Annotated in this window: 14 protein-coding genes and 1 pseudogene; 9 read left to right on the plus strand and 6 right to left on the minus strand. The window is 48.5% G+C overall.

Going from position 1 to position 15,893, the window contains the following annotated elements; translation table 11 throughout:
• Nucleotides 1–749 precede the first annotated feature (749 nt).
• The 4 genes and pseudogenes from GKO28_RS22945 to GKO28_RS21625 all read left to right on the plus strand — a co-directional run bounded on the left by GKO28_RS22945 (nt 750) and on the right by GKO28_RS21625 (nt 5,320).
• Nucleotides 750–2,329, plus strand: a pseudogene (locus GKO28_RS22945) (IS3 family transposase).
• 625 nt (nt 2,330–2,954) lie between these two features.
• Nucleotides 2,955–3,533 carry a hypothetical protein gene (locus tag GKO28_RS13265; RefSeq protein ID WP_182076574.1) on the plus strand — a complete coding sequence of 193 codons (579 nt, stop codon included), beginning with the start codon at nt 2,955–2,957 and terminating at the stop codon, nt 3,531–3,533.
• 466 nt (nt 3,534–3,999) lie between these two features.
• On the plus strand, nt 4,000–4,626 hold the full coding sequence (locus GKO28_RS21620; protein ID WP_282099303.1) for a sodium-dependent transporter: 627 nt from the start codon (nt 4,000–4,002) through the stop codon (nt 4,624–4,626).
• Between the two features lie 13 nt (nt 4,627–4,639).
• Entirely contained in the window at nt 4,640–5,320 is a 681-nt protein-coding gene (locus GKO28_RS21625; protein ID WP_282099304.1) for a sodium-dependent transporter, read from the plus strand.
• Between the two features lie 214 nt (nt 5,321–5,534).
• Here GKO28_RS21625 and GKO28_RS13275 read toward each other — a convergent pair whose 3' ends face one another.
• Nucleotides 5,535–6,239, minus strand: coding sequence for an oligogalacturonate-specific porin KdgM family protein (locus GKO28_RS13275; RefSeq protein WP_182076575.1), 705 nt, complete (start codon nt 6,237–6,239; stop codon nt 5,535–5,537).
• Between the two features lie 441 nt (nt 6,240–6,680).
• Here GKO28_RS13275 and GKO28_RS13280 point away from each other — a divergent pair, with 441 nt between their 5' ends.
• Nucleotides 6,681–7,316, plus strand: coding sequence for a DUF502 domain-containing protein (locus GKO28_RS13280; protein WP_203564155.1), 636 nt, complete (start codon nt 6,681–6,683; stop codon nt 7,314–7,316).
• Nucleotides 7,317–7,443: 127 nt separating this feature from the next.
• Here GKO28_RS13280 and GKO28_RS13285 read toward each other — a convergent pair whose 3' ends face one another.
• From GKO28_RS13285 to GKO28_RS13295, 3 genes are all read right to left on the minus strand, one after another.
• Nucleotides 7,444–8,508, minus strand: coding sequence for a hypothetical protein (locus GKO28_RS13285; protein WP_182076576.1), 1,065 nt, complete (start codon nt 8,506–8,508; stop codon nt 7,444–7,446).
• A 96-nt stretch (nt 8,509–8,604) separates the two neighbouring features.
• The gene (locus tag GKO28_RS13290; protein ID WP_182076577.1) at nt 8,605–8,772 is read right to left on the minus strand and encodes a VF530 family DNA-binding protein; all 168 of its coding nucleotides are present in this window, start codon (nt 8,770–8,772) and stop codon (nt 8,605–8,607) included.
• Between the two features lie 499 nt (nt 8,773–9,271).
• Complete coding sequence (locus tag GKO28_RS13295) at nt 9,272–10,414, minus strand: D-alanyl-D-alanine carboxypeptidase family protein (protein WP_374220731.1); 1,143 nt, start codon at nt 10,412–10,414, stop codon at nt 9,272–9,274.
• A 259-nt stretch (nt 10,415–10,673) separates the two neighbouring features.
• On the opposite strand from GKO28_RS13295, the gene GKO28_RS13300 reads away from it, so the two are divergent.
• Entirely contained in the window at nt 10,674–10,934 is a 261-nt protein-coding gene (locus GKO28_RS13300) for a hypothetical protein (RefSeq protein WP_182076578.1), read from the plus strand.
• A gap of 53 nt (nt 10,935–10,987) precedes the next feature.
• Here the strand turns inward: GKO28_RS13300 and GKO28_RS13305 are convergent, their stop codons facing one another.
• Complete coding sequence (locus GKO28_RS13305) at nt 10,988–12,562, minus strand: ImpA family metalloprotease (RefSeq protein WP_182076579.1); 1,575 nt, start codon at nt 12,560–12,562, stop codon at nt 10,988–10,990.
• Nucleotides 12,516–13,904, minus strand: a complete 1,389-nt coding sequence (locus GKO28_RS13310) for an ImpA family metalloprotease (protein ID WP_182076580.1) — start codon at nt 13,902–13,904, stop codon at nt 12,516–12,518. Before GKO28_RS13310 ends, GKO28_RS13305 begins: the two co-directional genes overlap by 47 nt.
• 61 nt (nt 13,905–13,965) lie before the next feature.
• On the opposite strand from GKO28_RS13310, the gene GKO28_RS13315 reads away from it, so the two are divergent.
• Genes GKO28_RS13315 through GKO28_RS13325 form a run of 3 tightly spaced genes read left to right on the plus strand, consistent with a single transcriptional unit; the run spans nt 13,966 to nt 15,723 of the window.
• On the plus strand, nt 13,966–14,319 hold the full coding sequence (locus tag GKO28_RS13315) for a hypothetical protein (RefSeq protein ID WP_182076581.1): 354 nt from the start codon (nt 13,966–13,968) through the stop codon (nt 14,317–14,319).
• Complete coding sequence (locus tag GKO28_RS13320) at nt 14,286–14,813, plus strand: hypothetical protein (RefSeq protein WP_182076582.1); 528 nt, start codon at nt 14,286–14,288, stop codon at nt 14,811–14,813. The genes GKO28_RS13315 and GKO28_RS13320 overlap by 34 nt, the downstream gene beginning before the upstream one ends.
• Before the next feature lie 7 nt (nt 14,814–14,820).
• Nucleotides 14,821–15,723, plus strand: coding sequence for a helix-turn-helix transcriptional regulator (locus GKO28_RS13325; RefSeq protein ID WP_182076583.1), 903 nt, complete (start codon nt 14,821–14,823; stop codon nt 15,721–15,723).
• Nucleotides 15,724–15,893 lie beyond the last annotated feature (170 nt).

Genomic DNA, 15,893 nt, shown 5'->3' on the forward strand with positions numbered 1-15,893 from the left:
GAGCTACGGTTCTCACAAAGCTCAACGTTTACCGCGAGTATTAATTATTAAACAAAACCGCTGAATCATTCCGGCGGTTTTGTTGTTCATGCGGCTGCGCCGCGTGTTTTTGGTGCGCGTTCCGCCGCGCGGGCAGGTCAGGGGGTTTGCTTCTGCAAATCCCCTAACAACCCAAATCAGCCCCCAGTATCTGCGCCGACTTCGTCGGTTCCCTCGCTGCGGACAATCGAGGCGGTTGCGCTCAAAACTCGGCCTGCGGCCTCAAACAATGAGCGCAAAAACCCCGCCCCGCTTGTTCCTCACTCGGCTGGATACAGGGGATAGAAAACCATGATTCCATTATGGGCGTGCTTGGTTTCGTGCTGGTGCTGGTGCTGGTGCTGGGCTCGCCGTAGGGTGTGCAAATCTTTGATTTGCGCACGCGGATGCGGTGTTTATTACATCGCTGCTCAATCGCGGTTTTGGTGCGCAAATCCCTGCGGGATTTTCACACCCTACGGAGTATTGCTCTGTAACTATTTATTCTTATTATCTTCACGGCAATACATCTAACTATTGTCTTGGTCGTTGGCTTAGGGCTTGAGATATCGTCCAAGCGCACCGAGTGCGTCAGCCAAATAGGGTGTGCAAATCTTTGATTTGCGCACGCGGATGCGGTGTTTATTACCCCCCTATGTCAGACTAGTTGTCGCCTCTGAATTTTCATTGGCTTGAAAAAACAGAGGCTTCAACATGCAAAAAAATCACGTATTCTGACGACTTTAAAACAGCAGGCTTTGAGCAAAGTTTATCAACGCCAAGGTCGCACGATTGAATCGGTAGCTCAGGAACTTAATCTTTCTAAATTTACCCTGAAGGGCTGGATGGCTGCCGCTAAGAAAACACAAATTCCAACGCCGATTGAGCGCGCGAAACGACCTGAAGATTGGTCGATTGAGGAACGCCTTTTGGCTCTGCAACAGAGTCATGGCTTACCTGAAATTGAGCTCAATGCGTGGTGCCGTCAGCAGGGTTTGTTTCCCCATCATTTAAGTCAGTGGCGAGCGGAATTTTGTACTCCGCCAGCCATTCAAAACAGTAAAGTCGATGTTCAGTCGATGCGTGAGCTGAAGAAAGCCAATCAACAGTTGCAGCGTGAATTGAACCGCAAAGACAAGGCATTGGCGGAGGCTGCGGCGCTGCTGATTTTGCAAAAAAAGTTCAATGCCTACCTGGAGGGCGCGGACGAATGACGGCGCTGGCCGAGCGCCAGCTTTGCCTTGATTTTGCTGCAAGAGGCCATTTTGGCAGGGGCTCGACAGACGTTGGCTTGCGCTATTCTCGGCTTCAATATCCGCACGATTCAGCGCTGGACTGACGGTGATACGGTGATGATTGATCAGCGTCCATTGCAGAAGACAGTGCCCGTCCACAAGTTGACTTTAGCCGAGCGAGCGACTGTTTTGGCGGTGGCTAATTCCGCCGAATTTGCGCATTTACCACCGAGCCAGATAGTCCCTCGATTAGCCGATCAGCAACGTTATATTGCTTCAGAATCAACGTTCTATCGGGTGCTGCGCGCGCAGCGGATCAACTCCAACATCGTCGCGCCGAGCGTCCGGCGCAAGTGCGCAGTAAACCGAAGGCCTTGTGCGCCATCGCACCGAATCAATTGTATAGCTGGGACATCACTTACTTGGCGAGCACGATTCAGGGAAAGTATTTTTACCTGTATATATTTCTCGATATATTCAGCCGAAAAATCATCGGCTGGCAGGTATACGCAGAAGAAAGCAGTCAAAACGCCAGCGACATGATGCAAGACATTTGCCGACGTGAACGCATCGCGCGCGACCAGGTGATATTGCACTCGGATAATGGCAGTTCAATGAAGGGTTCGACGATGCTGGCGACGCTGCAAAATTTATGGGTTGCGGCATCATTTAGTCGACCGGCAGTGAGCAATGACAACCCGTACTCCGAGTCGTTATTTAAAACGCTGAAATACCGCCCGATGCAGTTGCCCAAGCCATTTGAAGATTTACTGGCGGCACGGCAATGGGCGACGCAAGTGGTGCATTGGTACAACGAAGAGCATCGTCATAGCAGCATAAAATACGTCACGCCGACCGAGCGCCATGCTGGCGAAGATCAGGCGTTGTTGGCGCAACGAATTGCCGTTTATGAAGCGGCGCGAGCTAAGAATCCACGGCGGTGGTCAAGCAAAACGCGCAACTGGGAAAGGACGAAAATTGTGCATTTGAATCCAGAAAAGCTATCCGATACAGAGGTCTTACTTACTTGTAAGGGAAAAAATGGCGCAAAAGATGGCATAGGATTTAACGATTGAGGCGACAACTAGTTTGACAATTACCGTTACATCGCTGCTCAATCGCGGTTTTGGTGCGCAAATCCCTGCGGGATTTTCACACCCTACGGAGTATTGCTCTGTAACTATTTATTCTTATTATCTTCACGGCAATACATCTAACTATTGTCTTGGTCGTTGGCTTGGGGCTTGAGATATCGTCCAAGCGCACCGAGTGCGTCAGCCAAATAGGGTGTGCAAATCTTTGATTTGCGCACGCGGATGCAGTGTTTATTACTTCGCCTGCCTTTCTTTGGTGAAGCAAAGCAAGGTAGGTTCCGCGCGGCATGAGCGCGATTTCCTGCGTAAGAGCGTTGCCCTGTGTCGCATACGGCGCAATTCGCTGCGCTCATTGTCCCCTACGTTGCAATAAAAGCATGGTAGCAAGGTGTGGTTGAGCGTTACGCTATTGCCAATCCCCAATCCCCAATCCCCAATCCCCAATCCCCAATCCCCAATCCCCAATCCCCAATCCCCAATCCCCAATCCCCAATCCCCAATCCAATATCTATTTGACTTTAATCTTACTTGTGTCGTTGGCTTTGTGGCGTGACTGGCCTATGATGGTGCGGTTGGATTTGATTGTTCACTTTTTGGAGTAAGACGAATGAAAAAAGGTTTAATTTGCACGGGTGCTTTGTTGCTTGCGTTGTCTTTACCGGTTTTAGCGTCGAGCGCTGAAGAGTTGGTGGCCGCGTCTGCGCCGGGCGCGGTGACTTTGCTTGAGGCAGTTAAGGCCAATGGCACGATTGCTGCGATTGATGCGGCAACGCGTAAAGTGACGTTAAAAAATGCAGCCGGCCAAACCATGAGTGTGATGGCCGGTGAAGGGGTTAAAAACTTTGATAAGCTCAAAGTGGGCGACAAAGTGAATGCCCAATACTTGCAAGTGCTGACTTTGGAATTGCTCGGTTCTGGCTCAAACGTGCGTGAGCGCGTGACTGAAACCAGCAGCGCTTCAGCGCCTGCGGCTAAGGCCGGTGGTTTTGTTGGCGAGCAGTTGACCGTGGTGGGCAATGTGATTGGTGTGGATGCCAAAAAACATACGATTCGCGTGCAAGGCGTGAATCGCACCGTGACTTTAAAAGTGCGTGATCCAGCGCAATTTAAAATGATCAAAAAAGGCGATCAAATCAAAGGCACTTACACGCAAGCTTTGGCGATGGTGGTTTCTGCGGCTAAATAAGCCTAAATCAGCGCAGTGAGCCTTGTTAGCTTACAAAAGCCTCGCATTGGCGAGGCTTTTTCTTGGGCGCGGCGTGGGTTTTTGCGGGAAATACCGTCAATTTGCTGCGTTAAATTGGTTTTATTACCATTTTAAGTGCGCGTAAGTTTGGCTTGAGTTGTGGCTTTTTCGTGCAAATTCAGTATTTTTATTATCAATCAGCTTGGCATCGCGGTGTTGCCGACGTTGCGCTGGCTTGACACAGCATGGATCGCTAGACTGGATGATGTCGCCATGTTACTGAATTCGACCCCCGCGTATTTTTCTTATTATTATCTGGCTCGCCAACCGGCAGCCCGATGGGTCGCGTTCATTTAAATTACACCCAATGAATGATCCAAGGCCGCCGTAATGGGCGGCCTTGTTGCATTTGCGCCGCCCAAAAACGTCTGTCTGGATCTGCATTGTTGGTTTACGACAAAGGATCATGATGACAACTCGTTCGACTTGGGGCTCTAAGCTGGGTTTTATTTTGGCGGCCGCTGGCTCGGCCATTGGTTTGGGCGCGATTTGGAAATTCCCCTATGTCACCGCGATGAATGGCGGTGGCGTGTTTATTTTATTATTCCTGTTATTTAGTTTTACCCTCGGCTTGGCGCAGATGATGATCGAATTAACACTGGGCCGCAGCGCGCAAACCGGGCCAGTCGGCATGTTTCGCCAATTGGCGGGTAAGGCTTGGCCGCTGATTGGTTTAATGGGGATTTTTGCCGGCTTTGTTTTATATAGTTTTTACAGTGTGATTGGTGGCTGGACTATTGGGTATTTAGCGCTAGCCATTGATGGCCGCGTAGTTACCAGCAATACCCAAGAATTAAAAACTATTTTTACTGGCTTTGTATCGCATCCCTATTGGCCGATTTTGGCGCACGCTGCTTTTGTTTTAGCCACGCTCGGCATTGTGATTGGCGGGGTAGAAAAAGGCATTGAGCGCGCGAGTAAATGCTTGATGCCGGCGCTGTTGCTGCTGATGTTGATCTTGATTGCTCGGGTGTTAACCTTGCCCGGGGCGTGGGATGGGGTGAAGCTGTTTTTTTACGCCGGATTTTTCTAAGCTCACGCCGACGATGGCGATGGATGCTTTGGGTTTGGCGTTTTTCTCTTTGTCCTTGGGTACGGGCGGCATGATTGCGTATGGCTCTTACCTGAAGCAGCAAACGCCGGTGTTGCATTCGGCGGCGTGGGTGGTGGGTTTATCGTGCGCGGTGGCGATTTTGGCCGGTTTGATGATTTTCCCGGCGCTACATGTATTTGGTCTCGATCCGGCGGCGGGGCCGGGTTTAACCTTTATGACTATGCCAGTGGTGTTTGCCAGCTTGCCCTTGGGTCAGCTGTGGGCGATGGTCTTTTTTGCTTTACTGACGCTGGCGGCACTGACCTCATCGGTTTCGATGCTTGAATTGATCGCGACGCTATTTTTGGATGAATTTAAATTACCGCGTCGCCCGGTGATTGTCGTCTTGTCGCTGGTGGTGTTTTTGTGTGGTATTCCAGCCTCTTTGTCGTTTGGCCCCTGGGCTGATGTGACTGGGTGGGGAAAAAACATTTTTGAGCTGATGGATTACAGCGTGTCCAATGTCATGATGCCTATTGGTGGGATTGCCGTGGTGCTGTTTGCTGGCTGGCGAGTTTGGCCGCATGTGGCGCAGCATTGTGGTTTAGCGGGCGGGGCATTATGGGGTTTAAAGTGGAGTTGCCGCGTGCTCGCGCCGGTGTTGATTGGCGTGTTATTACTCAAGAATTTATAAAGCAGCGATCTAAACACAGTTCACTTAACGCAAAACTTTGAAAATCTGACGCAGAGGCGCAGAGGAAATTCAGGGTTTTTCGATTGATTTTATCTGCGTCAAAAGCGATAGCAGAAATGAAATCGAGGGAAAAAAATGCCGCTCACTTGGCTTAAGTGAGCGGCATTACAGCCGAGGCTGGGTTTACTTCAAATCTGATCAACAGGAAAATCGATTAGAAGCTGTAAGTGCTACCAAAACGAACGCGCCATTCAGCATCTTGCTGTTTGTTCGCGGTTTCGCCCAAGTAACCGACTTCGGTGTAAACGCGAACTGAAGGCGTTAGTTTGTAACCCAAACCAATGTTGTGTTCGTAGTAGTTGCTGCTGTTGTTCACGTATTCAAAGTCATTGAGTTTGTGATCCATACGGAAGTTGTAGTAACCGCTGGTTTTTTCGTTCAATGTTTTGTGTAACCAGAAGTCAGCACGCAGTACTTCGTCGTGCTCAAACTTGCCGTTTAAGTCTTTTTCTGACCAGCCTTTAAAGTCGTAACGCAAACGGCTGTCAAAGCGCCAAGTTGGGGCAAATTCCCAGTTGGCACGTACGTAGGCTTTGTAAGCTTCGCCTTTGTTTTTAACGGTTTGTACCAAGAAACCGGGCTGCAAAGTCACAGCAGCATTGAGTTTGTGTTTGTAATACACTTCAAACTCAGTGTCGATCCAGTTCATTTGATCAATACCCTCACCCGAACGGCTAGTATTGCTCATTGTGTACTCAACACCACCACCAAAACCATTGGCCATTTCGTGGCTCAATAAGAAGCGTGATTCGTATTTTTCGCTGCCCGTTTTGTAGCCGCCACGGAAGTCGATGCTCGTTGCATGTGCTTGAATGGCAATTGCGCTGCAAGCCAGAGCGACAAGGTATTTAATCTTCATGGTTTAAATTCTCGAATAAAGTAGAAAGTGAAATGGCAGTGCCATTAGGTCGATCATAATTCGCTTATATTTGGCGGGTAAATGGTATTTATTACAATTTTGTAGGTGTTTTGCGAATTTGTTTAATGTTTCGTTGGTTGTCAGAAATTGGAAATAAAAAGATAATTTGAGGTAATAAAATAGTTTGTTTGAATTGCACATATAAAAACGATTGTTGCAAAATTGATTCATTAATTCTATTTGTATTGCCATAACTAGCGTTAATAATGTAGGTATTTTAAATAATTAAATATGCCATTTAATTATTTAAAATGCGGAGCTGGATTGATAAAAAACACATTTTTTAGATTTAATTTTAATTGCGCCATGACGCGTAAGCGCTTTGCCACTGTAGAATGCAGGTCTGCAGTTCAGATTGTCGTCGTCATCAATGGAGTTGTGATGTTGTTACAGCGTGGTTTAAAAAGTGTGTTGACCACTTGGTTGTCGGGGCTATTGGCCTTGTTGCCTTTTTTACTCACTATTTCGCTGTTGGCGTGGGTGGTGAATTTACTCAATGATTATTTAGGGCCAAAAAGTCTGGTTGGGCAGTTGTTTTCGATTATTGGCCAGCCGGTGGTGGATCATCCGGTATTTGGTTATTTAATTGGTTGGGTAATGCTGCTGGGGGCGATTTATCCCTTGGGTATTTTGGTGCGCTCACGACTGAAAAAACCATTGGCGGCACTGGTTGATAGTACGGTGCGGCGCATTCCGGTGATTGGTAGTTTTTATAATATGGCCGATCGCTTTGTGGGTTTGCTCGATCAAAAGCAAGATGCCGATATTGGCGCCATGAGCCCAGTGTGGTGCTTGTTTGGTGGGGATGGGGTGGCGGTGTTGGCTTTGATGCCCAATCCCGTGCCGATTGAGATTGATGGCCGCGAGTATCAGGCGATTTTAGTGCCTACCGCGCCAGTACCGATTGGGGGGGGCTTGCTGTATATCCCCAAGGAATGGATACGGCCAGCGAATATTGGCGTGGATAAACTGACAGTATTTATGTGTCGATGGGGATTACACCACCGCCGTCACTGAAAAAAGCCAGCCAAATGGCGCCGGTGATTTATCCTGACCCTCGGGCTTTATAAGTTTGATGCTGGCGCAGCGATTGCGCCGAAAGAAAACAACGCCCGAAGCAAGTCGGGCGTTTTGTTTTGGGCGCTTATACCACCCACTGACCATCACGGTAGACGATTTCATCGCCAAATTGGACGGAGTCGGTAATGGCAAATACGTCGATATGATATTTGCCTTCGCCGCGTTTGATATGCGGCTTGGCGTAAATACCGTGCTTCATGCCCAGTGATAAATGAATACCGCACATTCGCTCATAGGTGCCAATATCGCTAACGGTGCGCGCAAAGCTAAAGGCGCGGTTCATGCCGAGGCCAAGCTCTCTCACCCAAACCACGCCGCCTTCATCGGCGCGAATCATCGCCAGTATGGCGTCAAATTCTGGCGTGGAGTCGATGACGTCAATGACTTGGCTTTTTTTTTCAATGACCAAGGTGATGGGCGTAGCGGGGCGGTTCACGCGAAAGCGGGTGTCGCCAAAAATAAAAATCCGCACTCGGCCATTGACCAAATCTAAATCAGCCGCTTCGGTAAACACTTCGCCCAATGGAAATTGTCCGCCGGTGTTATTCATCTGGCGGTAGTCGCCAATATTGAGTTTGGCCGATTCAAATGGCGTTGCAAAAATCAGTTGATTACCTGCACCGCTGTCGATCATACCGTGTGGTGCGGCATCGATTTTGGCTTTGAGCGCATGGCCAACATCGCGGTAATAGCCAGGGTCGTACGCCAATGAGTCGATGTAGTAGGCGACTTCTGCGCCGGGCATGCGACCCAAGTGGGGATGCTCAATCACCTTGAGGCCACGTTTAAAGAGTTCAACACGAATCCGAAATGCTTCCAAGCGAAAATGCGTCGATTGCACCAATACGACTAAGTCTTTGGCGGCGAGATCGGCAAATTCGGCCAGCACTTGCTCGGGCGTGCTGTGGTCAAAATCAATAAAATGGGCGTGCGGTAGGCAATGGCGGTAAGCGGCAGTGAGGGTGACGGCCAACTCACTGCGGCTATCAAATACCATCACCGCTTTTTCTGCCGCGCTATGCTCAAAAGCAATGCGCAGTACATCGCTTAAATGCTGCTGGGCAATCGCCACCAGCGCGCTGGACGCGGTGAAAGTATGGATTTCTGGATTGCTCGTTGAGTCGTTCATCGTTGGCTTGGCTTATCAAATTAAATGGCAAAAATAGGGCTGATTGGCCGCAGTCGGTCAGAAAATAGCATGCGGATTTTTAGCTGGCCGCTGCGCTTAGCGCCGCATGCGTGCATCGAGTTGTTCAACTTGTGCGCGCGCCCATGGCGTACGGCGCAAAAAATTCAGGCTGGATTTGATCGATGGGTCGTTGGAAAAGCACTTGATCGGGATGCGGCGAGCGAGTTCTTCCCAGCCAAAATGATCGACTAAGTCGGTGAGCATTTTTTTCTAGTGTAATGCCATGCTGCGGGTCTTGGTTGTACATACTGCGGTCCTTGATTGGGATTATTTTTAACCCATTTAGATCATTATTGAGCGTTGTTCAGATTGGGGGTTGATGCTGTGCCGCGCTGGTCGTTCTGGGGCTTAATCACCCGTTCAAGCGCACCGAGTGAGGAGCGAGACAAGCAGCTTTACCGTTTGGCTCACGATCGATCGAGGGCATCGGGGACCGATGCGCGCTCGGGTCGCCTTTCTTTCCCCCTCTTTCTTTGGCGAGTCAAAGAAAGAGGGTCCCCGTCGCGGACTGCGACTGTAAACAGCAGTGCCGCAGGCACTTAAAACCATTAACACATAATCTGAGCTTCACTCGTAATTAATAGGTATCTTTCACTATGGCTTATGGTATGACCGCTAGCGGCATATACCCATTGTTAATACTGAATCAATAAAAAAGCCCAACTGCGCGTTGGGCTCATTGTCGCTAGGGCGGGTGGTTTAATTAGTTAAATAAACCTTTCCACCACAAACGAATCGTATCCCATGCACGGCCAAAAATATTGGCTTCTTCAACTGAAGCAATCGCTACTACTTTGCGTTCAGAGAGCACCTTGCCTTCTAAGCTGATTTTCATCGTGCCGACTACTTGGCCTTCTTTGATTGGTGCCATTAAAGGCTGTTGGCTGACTAAATCAATTTTAAGTTTTGCTGCATCGCCTTTGGGTACGGTGATGTATTGGTCTTGCATAAAGCCAACGCCAACGGTGTCGGCTTTACCTTTCCATACAGGCACTTGCTGTACGGCTTGTTTGGCGGCGTAAAGGCGTGGCGTTTCAAAAAATTGTGCGCCCCAGTTAAGCAGTTTTGACGACTCGGTGGCGCGAACTTCAGGGCTGGTGGTGCCGACAACGACTGAAATCAAGCGGCGGCCATCGCGTTTACTTGATGCCACTAAATTGTAGCCCGCAGAAGCGGTGTGGCCGGTTTTCATGCCGTCAACAAAAGGATCGCGGTAGAGCAATAAATTGCGATTAGGCTGGCTGATATTGTTGTACTTGAATTCTTTAATGCCGTAAATCGGATAGTACTCTGGGAAATCATTGATGATTGCCGTGGCTAAACGGCCTAAATCGCTGGTCGTCACCAATAAGGCTGGGTCAGGTAAACCAGTGCTATTGGTAAAGAATGAATTGTGCAGACCGAGGCGCTTGGCTTCTTTATTCATCAATTGCGCAAATACTTCTTCGCTACCGGCAATGGCTTCGGCCAAAGTCACACAAGCGTCGTTACCGCTTTGTACGATCATGCCTTTGATGAGTTCGTCGACTGTCGCTGGGACTTTAGGGTCCAAATACATGCGCGAGCCTTCAGTGCGCCAGCCTTTATCAGACACCAAGAGAGTTTGGTCGAGTTTGAGTTTGCCTTCTTTCACCATTTTAAAAGTGATGTAGGCGGTCATCATTTTAGTCAGCGATGCTGGCTCGATTTTCATGTCCGGATCACGCGCAGCCAGTACTTGGCCGCTTTGCTTGTCGTAGAGGTAATACGACTTGGCCGCAATTTCGGGAACCGGCGGCACAAATGCGTGGGCAAGGCTAGGTAGGGCGATTAAGGCGGCAATCAGGCTGGTTTTCATCGAATTCATGGCTATTAAAAAGTGAGTCGGAGCACAAAGGACAGATTATACGGCGTTTAGTGCCGCGAAAACTGTGATTGAATGCCTTTTGCTGCGTTGAAAATTTACATTCACAATAAGCTTGAATGCATTGCGAAAAAAATACCTCATTTTTTTGGCAATTGGTCACGGGGGATTGGGCCGAGCTTTGCGAAAATGCGACTCTGATTCAAGGAGTTGCTGATGCGCTATTTGTTTGTGTTGTCTTTTTTTTGTGTTGCAGCCGGCGATGGCGATGATTTGGCCTTGGCCGATGAATGGCAAAGTGATTAATTATAGTATTTTGCCGGTTGCCGTTTGGGATGGTGAGCATGGTCTTTATACGCTAGCGGCCGGTACCTTTAGCGGCAAGCAATCAGATATTGATCATGTTTTTGATTTGGGTAGCTTTCGTTGGTGCAAGATTGGCCCGAGCACGGTGATTGTGAATCGCCAAGGTGAAGTGGAGTCTTGCCCCAAATGGGTAAGTGGTCCTGGTGCGGCGGACTAATTGAATGCGAAAAAATGCAGTGCACCGTCTGCTGGCGGGCACTGCATGCGTGTTTATTGGAACGGATAGCTTGGCGTTTGGCCGGCAATATTGAGCCATTCACCAGTACTGACGTGGTTAAACTTCAAGGGTGCTAAGGCATAAAACATTTCGGGTAATACCTCTAGATTCAAGGCGGAGACCGAATTAATTGCCGCCGGCGTGAGCGTGATGCCATACATCGCAAAGATATTTCTTAAGTCTTTACCGATGATTTTTGAGCTTAAAACATACAGCAAGTCTGGGTTTTCTATTTTGTTATCCGCAAAGCTGCCCATCGCATATTTGCCTTTATTATTACTATCCCAGGCTTTGCTCACTAGACGATCACCTTTGGTGAGCAGCGTGAAATAATCTAGGCTGCCTTGCATGCTCGGTTTGCTTTCATTGTGGCGATATTTGCTGAATAAAAAGGCCAATTGAAAGTGCACGGCGCGCATTGGATTTTGTGATCCAGTCCAAAGTCTTTTTTGCATGTCGATTACTTTGGCTTCGCCGCTTAGTCCGCTGGCGCGATTGGCAACGATGTATTGATACAAGCCGGGATGGTCGGTGTTATGCCCTGTATCAATGCCTAGCGTTTTAAACTGTCGCATCATGTGTGCACTGGCCAGAATATTGTTATCGCATTCGGTGCTACAGCCTTGGCCATTGAAGGTAATTCGCATGACGCGCTGAACGGTGTTGTGCCCCAGTTCATGTGAGTGTCCCCAACCTGTGCCGCTGATGCCGGCAAAACCATCGGATGGATTGCCCGAGCAAAGAAAGCCGCATTGTGCAATCCAGCCAACAAAGTGCTGCACGCCTGGTGCGCGATGATATTGCGCATCACTGCATTGCCAGCCAAATTGAGTGCACAACTCTGATACTTTGCTGCTCATTGGCATATTGCTATAGCCATTGGCGATGTGATTGCTATCAAACAAACTACCTTTGACTTGATCAAGGATATACACCTTAGGGTCGATATTGCCCATCGCTTGATTGGCGTAATTGATCGTTTGTTGGATTTCTCCCCCGACAAATTTCGCCGTTTGCCAGCCAAAATCTTTGCGTTTGAGTGCGGCAACGGCCTCATTAATTTCAGCGTCGCTTTGTGGCTTAGTAAAGTCAAAATGCGCGTATTTGGCTGCGCCACGAATTTTTAGTGTGACCGTTTGTCCTGCCACTGCGCTGCCGTAGTTGAGGTAGAGCGGACCACCAAATGGGGACACAAAGACTGTGGCTTTGGTGGTATTCAGTGGAATGGCAAATGACTGTGGACGGCGTGGGCGTTTATAGCCTTCGGCCACATTGTCGGTGAGTGGATTGCCAAAGGCGCGGACATGGTTGGTTTGCATGCTTAGATTCGCGCCGCCTTTTTCTAGCACTTCGACGTAAACCGGTTTGCCGGGTATTGCGGCACGGCCAATGGCAGTGGTGCCACCAGTTTGGGCAATGGTGACGTCGATGATTTCATCGCTTTGGCTGACGGGGATACTTTGTGCGGCAACCGGCATAAAGTCACCTTGGCCAGCAGCGGCAAAAGTGGTGTAGCTGCGGTTATAAGCTAGCCAAGAATCTGAGGCGTAAGTGCGTAAAAAACTCACCAGGGTTGGTGGTGCGATTGATTTTTCCGTATTGGATGGTTGGGCGATAAAGATCGGCCCAAAGAATGAGTAAACGATGTAAATCGGTTGCTGGTTCGGCAAATAGATCAATACCGCCACTTTGTAGTGTGGCTATTTCGTTATGAATTTGGCTGATGGCAGAGGTGGCGCGAGTATCTGCCGCTAAATCAGCGCTAAGATTGTCGGTGCCCATTTGTTCGAGTGCTTTATTGAGTCCTCCCATCTGGTTGTTGCGTTGTAGTGTGTCGGCGATGGTGCGGTTGCCGTTCACTGATACGCCGGCTGCACCGGCATAGTAATTGCCAGGGTAGCCACCGAGGTCCATCCCCATCGCTTTGGCCACTTTGCGACCACCTGCTGAATCACCCCAGCTAGGGTGCATATAGATAATGGCTTTGCCGCTGGCTTGATATTGGCGTACCAAATTAATTAAATTGGCATCATCTCTAACACCTGCACCAAACACCAGTACATCGGCATTTTGCCAGCAGCTATTACCGCTGAGCGTTAAATCACAGGGAATGGCTTCGGGCTTTTTACCCAATAAAGTGATGAATTTGCTTACTGTTGGTGCGTCATAGCCCGCGGTGGCAAATTTAAGCGTGTCAGGCAGTGGGCCCGTTGCTTTGCCGGTCACAACCCAATTGAATGCGCGGGTAAACAGTGGCAAGTGCTGGGGTTCTCTGGATTTATCAGCCATCCATTGCAGCATATTCACGCCATAAGCTAGGCCACGCCCTTTGCCGTATTGCGAGATTGCGGCCATGCCACTGCCGTCGTCAGCAATGATTAGTGGTGAAGCCATGGTGGAAATGGAGCGGTTAATTTCGATGCTATTGGTGGTGTGGTTGAGCGCTAAATTTAATGTGCGATCAGCATAAATATCAGCCATCGCGGCGGTTTGTTGCTGTTGGTACTGACCTGCAGTTTGTTGTGATAAACGCAGTAAGGTTGGCATATCGCTGCCGTTTAGTCCTTGGACGCTGCCGGTTTTTAGTGCGACTTCGATTGGGTCGGGGATCGGCTCTATGGTTGGCGCAGGCGTAGGTTGGGCTGTGGGCTCTGAAGTTGGACTGATGGTCGGGGTTGAGCTTGGCCCGATTCCTATATTGCCACCGTCAGTGCTGCCTCCACCCGTTAAAGGCGTGCTGCCATTAGTACCGCCACCGCCACCGCATGCCGTTAATATCAGTAAGAGTATGGCGCTGCCGAAGTATTTGGGATTCATAATTTCGCTCTGGGTATTGAAATAAATAACAGCCATGCCGCTGCTGTTGGGCATTTGTCCGTGTTTTTCTTTCATCATATTGAATGTAAGCATATTCTGATATGCTGTTTCGTACTATTTTTATGACATTTATGTTCATTGTCTTGGGGGAAGTTTGTCAGCACGGCAACATCAAACGGTGCAACTCCGTTATTTGCAGGGCTTATATGTACGCTACCGTGATCGTCCTGCTTTATTAAGTGAACTCGAGTATTTGTTTGGTTTGCGCCAAGTTGAGCCCGATAGTTTGTTAGAAATCGCTGCTGAATCGGCTTTGCAATTGAATGAATATTTACACGCGATGGGCGACCCCCATGTAATGAGTTGGGTGGCTAGTCAGATTGATTTGGCTGCTGGTGATGGTTTTATCTATTACTTACGCAGTGCGAATGTATTAGAGGCGGCGATTGCCGAGTTGTTTTGCGATTTGCGCCGATGTTGTTTCCCGATGGTGAGATGCGTGTCGTGAATGAGGCTGAGCAATGGCAGATTCAATTATCACCGTTGCCGCAGTCTGATCGTTTGGGCGGCTTGCTGCGCTATGAGGCGATTGTCGTATGGCTGATTCGGGCGGTGAATTGTATTTTGGACTGTGATATCCGCCCACTTGCGGTGCAAGTGATGACGCACAAAATGGATTCGACAGAGTTAGAGGCGATATGTGCGGCGCCAATTGTTTATCAGGCGGAGTGTTTTAGTGTGGCTTGGCCTCGGCCGTACTTGCAAAGCAAACTCCCAGGGTTTAGCGTGAGTTTGCATTCCACTTTGCAAGCCATGTTCAATCAACGACTGCAGCATTTTCAGGCGCAACATACTTTGCTGAGACGTACTTGGCAGCATTTAGCCAGAGGGCAGCAGTTGGCTTGGGCTGATTTAGCCAATACTGCGCATGCCTTGGGTTTAAGTAGCGCTTCATTTCGTCCGTCAATTGAGTTTAGAGGGGACGAGCTTTCGCCAAATTAGTGTGCAAATGAAGCGTCATCGGGCGATTCATGCGTTGTTAGATCCTAAAGTTCGTCTTGAAGATCTTGCTCATTCCTTGGGTTTTGCCGAAAGGAGTACTTTCGAGCGTGCTTTTGGACTGTGGTTTACTTGGTCGCCAAGTCAATTTCGTCGCGAGCTGAATCGATCTTTTCCGCATCGAGCAAGTGCAAAGTGGCATGTTGCTGAGGCTTGGTTTTTTGCGGAATGCCACTCAAAGCGATTGGATGAGGCTTTGGATCAAGAACTCGTTGTGCTGTCGAAGTTGGCGCCATATTACTTAGATAATCCAAAACATACCGCTTTATTATTGGTCGAGTTAAATCTTTTAGAGATTAATTTTAATCAGGGTATGCATGAGTTTGCCAAGTTTGAATATAGCTTGGAGCCTTATACCTATCGAAATATTTTGTGTTCTTCGCGGGGCATTCCACAATCTTTAGACCAAGCGCAGTATCAGCGAGCATTGCTGGTGGCTAATTTTTCACGGGCGGTGCTTGAAGATTGCGCATTTGCCACCTTGGATGCTGAGCATGGGCTTATGGTTTGGGCGGCTTATTTTCATCGACTAGCGACACCGCTTGAAGATTTACCGTTCGCTGAGCATTGTCGCCGTAGTGCCTTATTGCTGATTTTGTGGGGAGTGAATTCCGACGTATTGTCTTATTTATTGCATTGGTCAAGTCATGCAACGCTCATATCTGATTATTTAGAACACGCTTTAGATTATTTATCTGCTCGATTAGATCAACAAGCACCATCTTATTGTGGATGGCGTGACGAGTATGGATCGCAAGATAAAGTTTATTTGCAATGGGATTTTATTTTGAAAAAAATATACAGGGTTGTTATGGAGAGCACTGATTCAGTGGGTTTTTCTTGGTTTGAGTAATTGCCTAGAACATAATTTATTGATAATTGTTCTTGTTTTCATTTTTTTAATTCGATTGTCAGAGTTAAAGCTCTGGGGCGCGAAGCTGGATAAAGATTTGGCTGATTGTTTATTGTGATTTTGACTTTTTTTAAAATGTACTAAATCGATATCAAATTTGTTATATCCAT

The organism is Deefgea sp. CFH1-16, from assembly GCF_016881365.1.
In the GTDB taxonomy this organism is placed as follows: domain Bacteria; phylum Pseudomonadota; class Gammaproteobacteria; order Burkholderiales; family Chitinibacteraceae; genus Deefgea.

Excerpts from the sequence above, each read along its gene's own strand:
- GKO28_RS13265 (WP_182076574.1), top strand. The coding sequence starts at position 2,955 with ATGAAAAAAGGTTTAATTTGCACGGGTGCTTTGTTGCTTGCGTTGTCT.
- GKO28_RS21620 (WP_282099303.1), top strand. The coding sequence starts at position 4,000 with ATGATGACAACTCGTTCGACTTGGGGCTCTAAGCTGGGTTTTATTTTG.
- GKO28_RS21625 (WP_282099304.1), top strand. The coding sequence starts at position 4,640 with ATGGCGATGGATGCTTTGGGTTTGGCGTTTTTCTCTTTGTCCTTGGGT.
- GKO28_RS13275 (WP_182076575.1), bottom strand. The coding sequence starts at position 6,239 with ATGAAGATTAAATACCTTGTCGCTCTGGCTTGCAGCGCAATTGCCATT.
- GKO28_RS13280 (WP_203564155.1), top strand. The coding sequence starts at position 6,681 with ATGTTGTTACAGCGTGGTTTAAAAAGTGTGTTGACCACTTGGTTGTCG.
- GKO28_RS13285 (WP_182076576.1), bottom strand. The coding sequence starts at position 8,508 with ATGAACGACTCAACGAGCAATCCAGAAATCCATACTTTCACCGCGTCC.
- GKO28_RS13290 (WP_182076577.1), bottom strand. The coding sequence starts at position 8,772 with ATGCTCACCGACTTAGTCGATCATTTTGGCTGGGAAGAACTCGCTCGC.
- GKO28_RS13295 (WP_374220731.1), bottom strand. The coding sequence starts at position 10,414 with ATGAATTCGATGAAAACCAGCCTGATTGCCGCCTTAATCGCCCTACCT.
- GKO28_RS13300 (WP_182076578.1), top strand. The coding sequence starts at position 10,674 with ATGGCGATGATTTGGCCTTGGCCGATGAATGGCAAAGTGATTAATTAT.
- GKO28_RS13310 (WP_182076580.1), bottom strand. The coding sequence starts at position 13,904 with ATGCTTACATTCAATATGATGAAAGAAAAACACGGACAAATGCCCAAC.
- GKO28_RS13320 (WP_182076582.1), top strand. The coding sequence starts at position 14,286 with ATGTTGTTTCCCGATGGTGAGATGCGTGTCGTGAATGAGGCTGAGCAA.
- GKO28_RS13325 (WP_182076583.1), top strand. The coding sequence starts at position 14,821 with ATGAAGCGTCATCGGGCGATTCATGCGTTGTTAGATCCTAAAGTTCGT.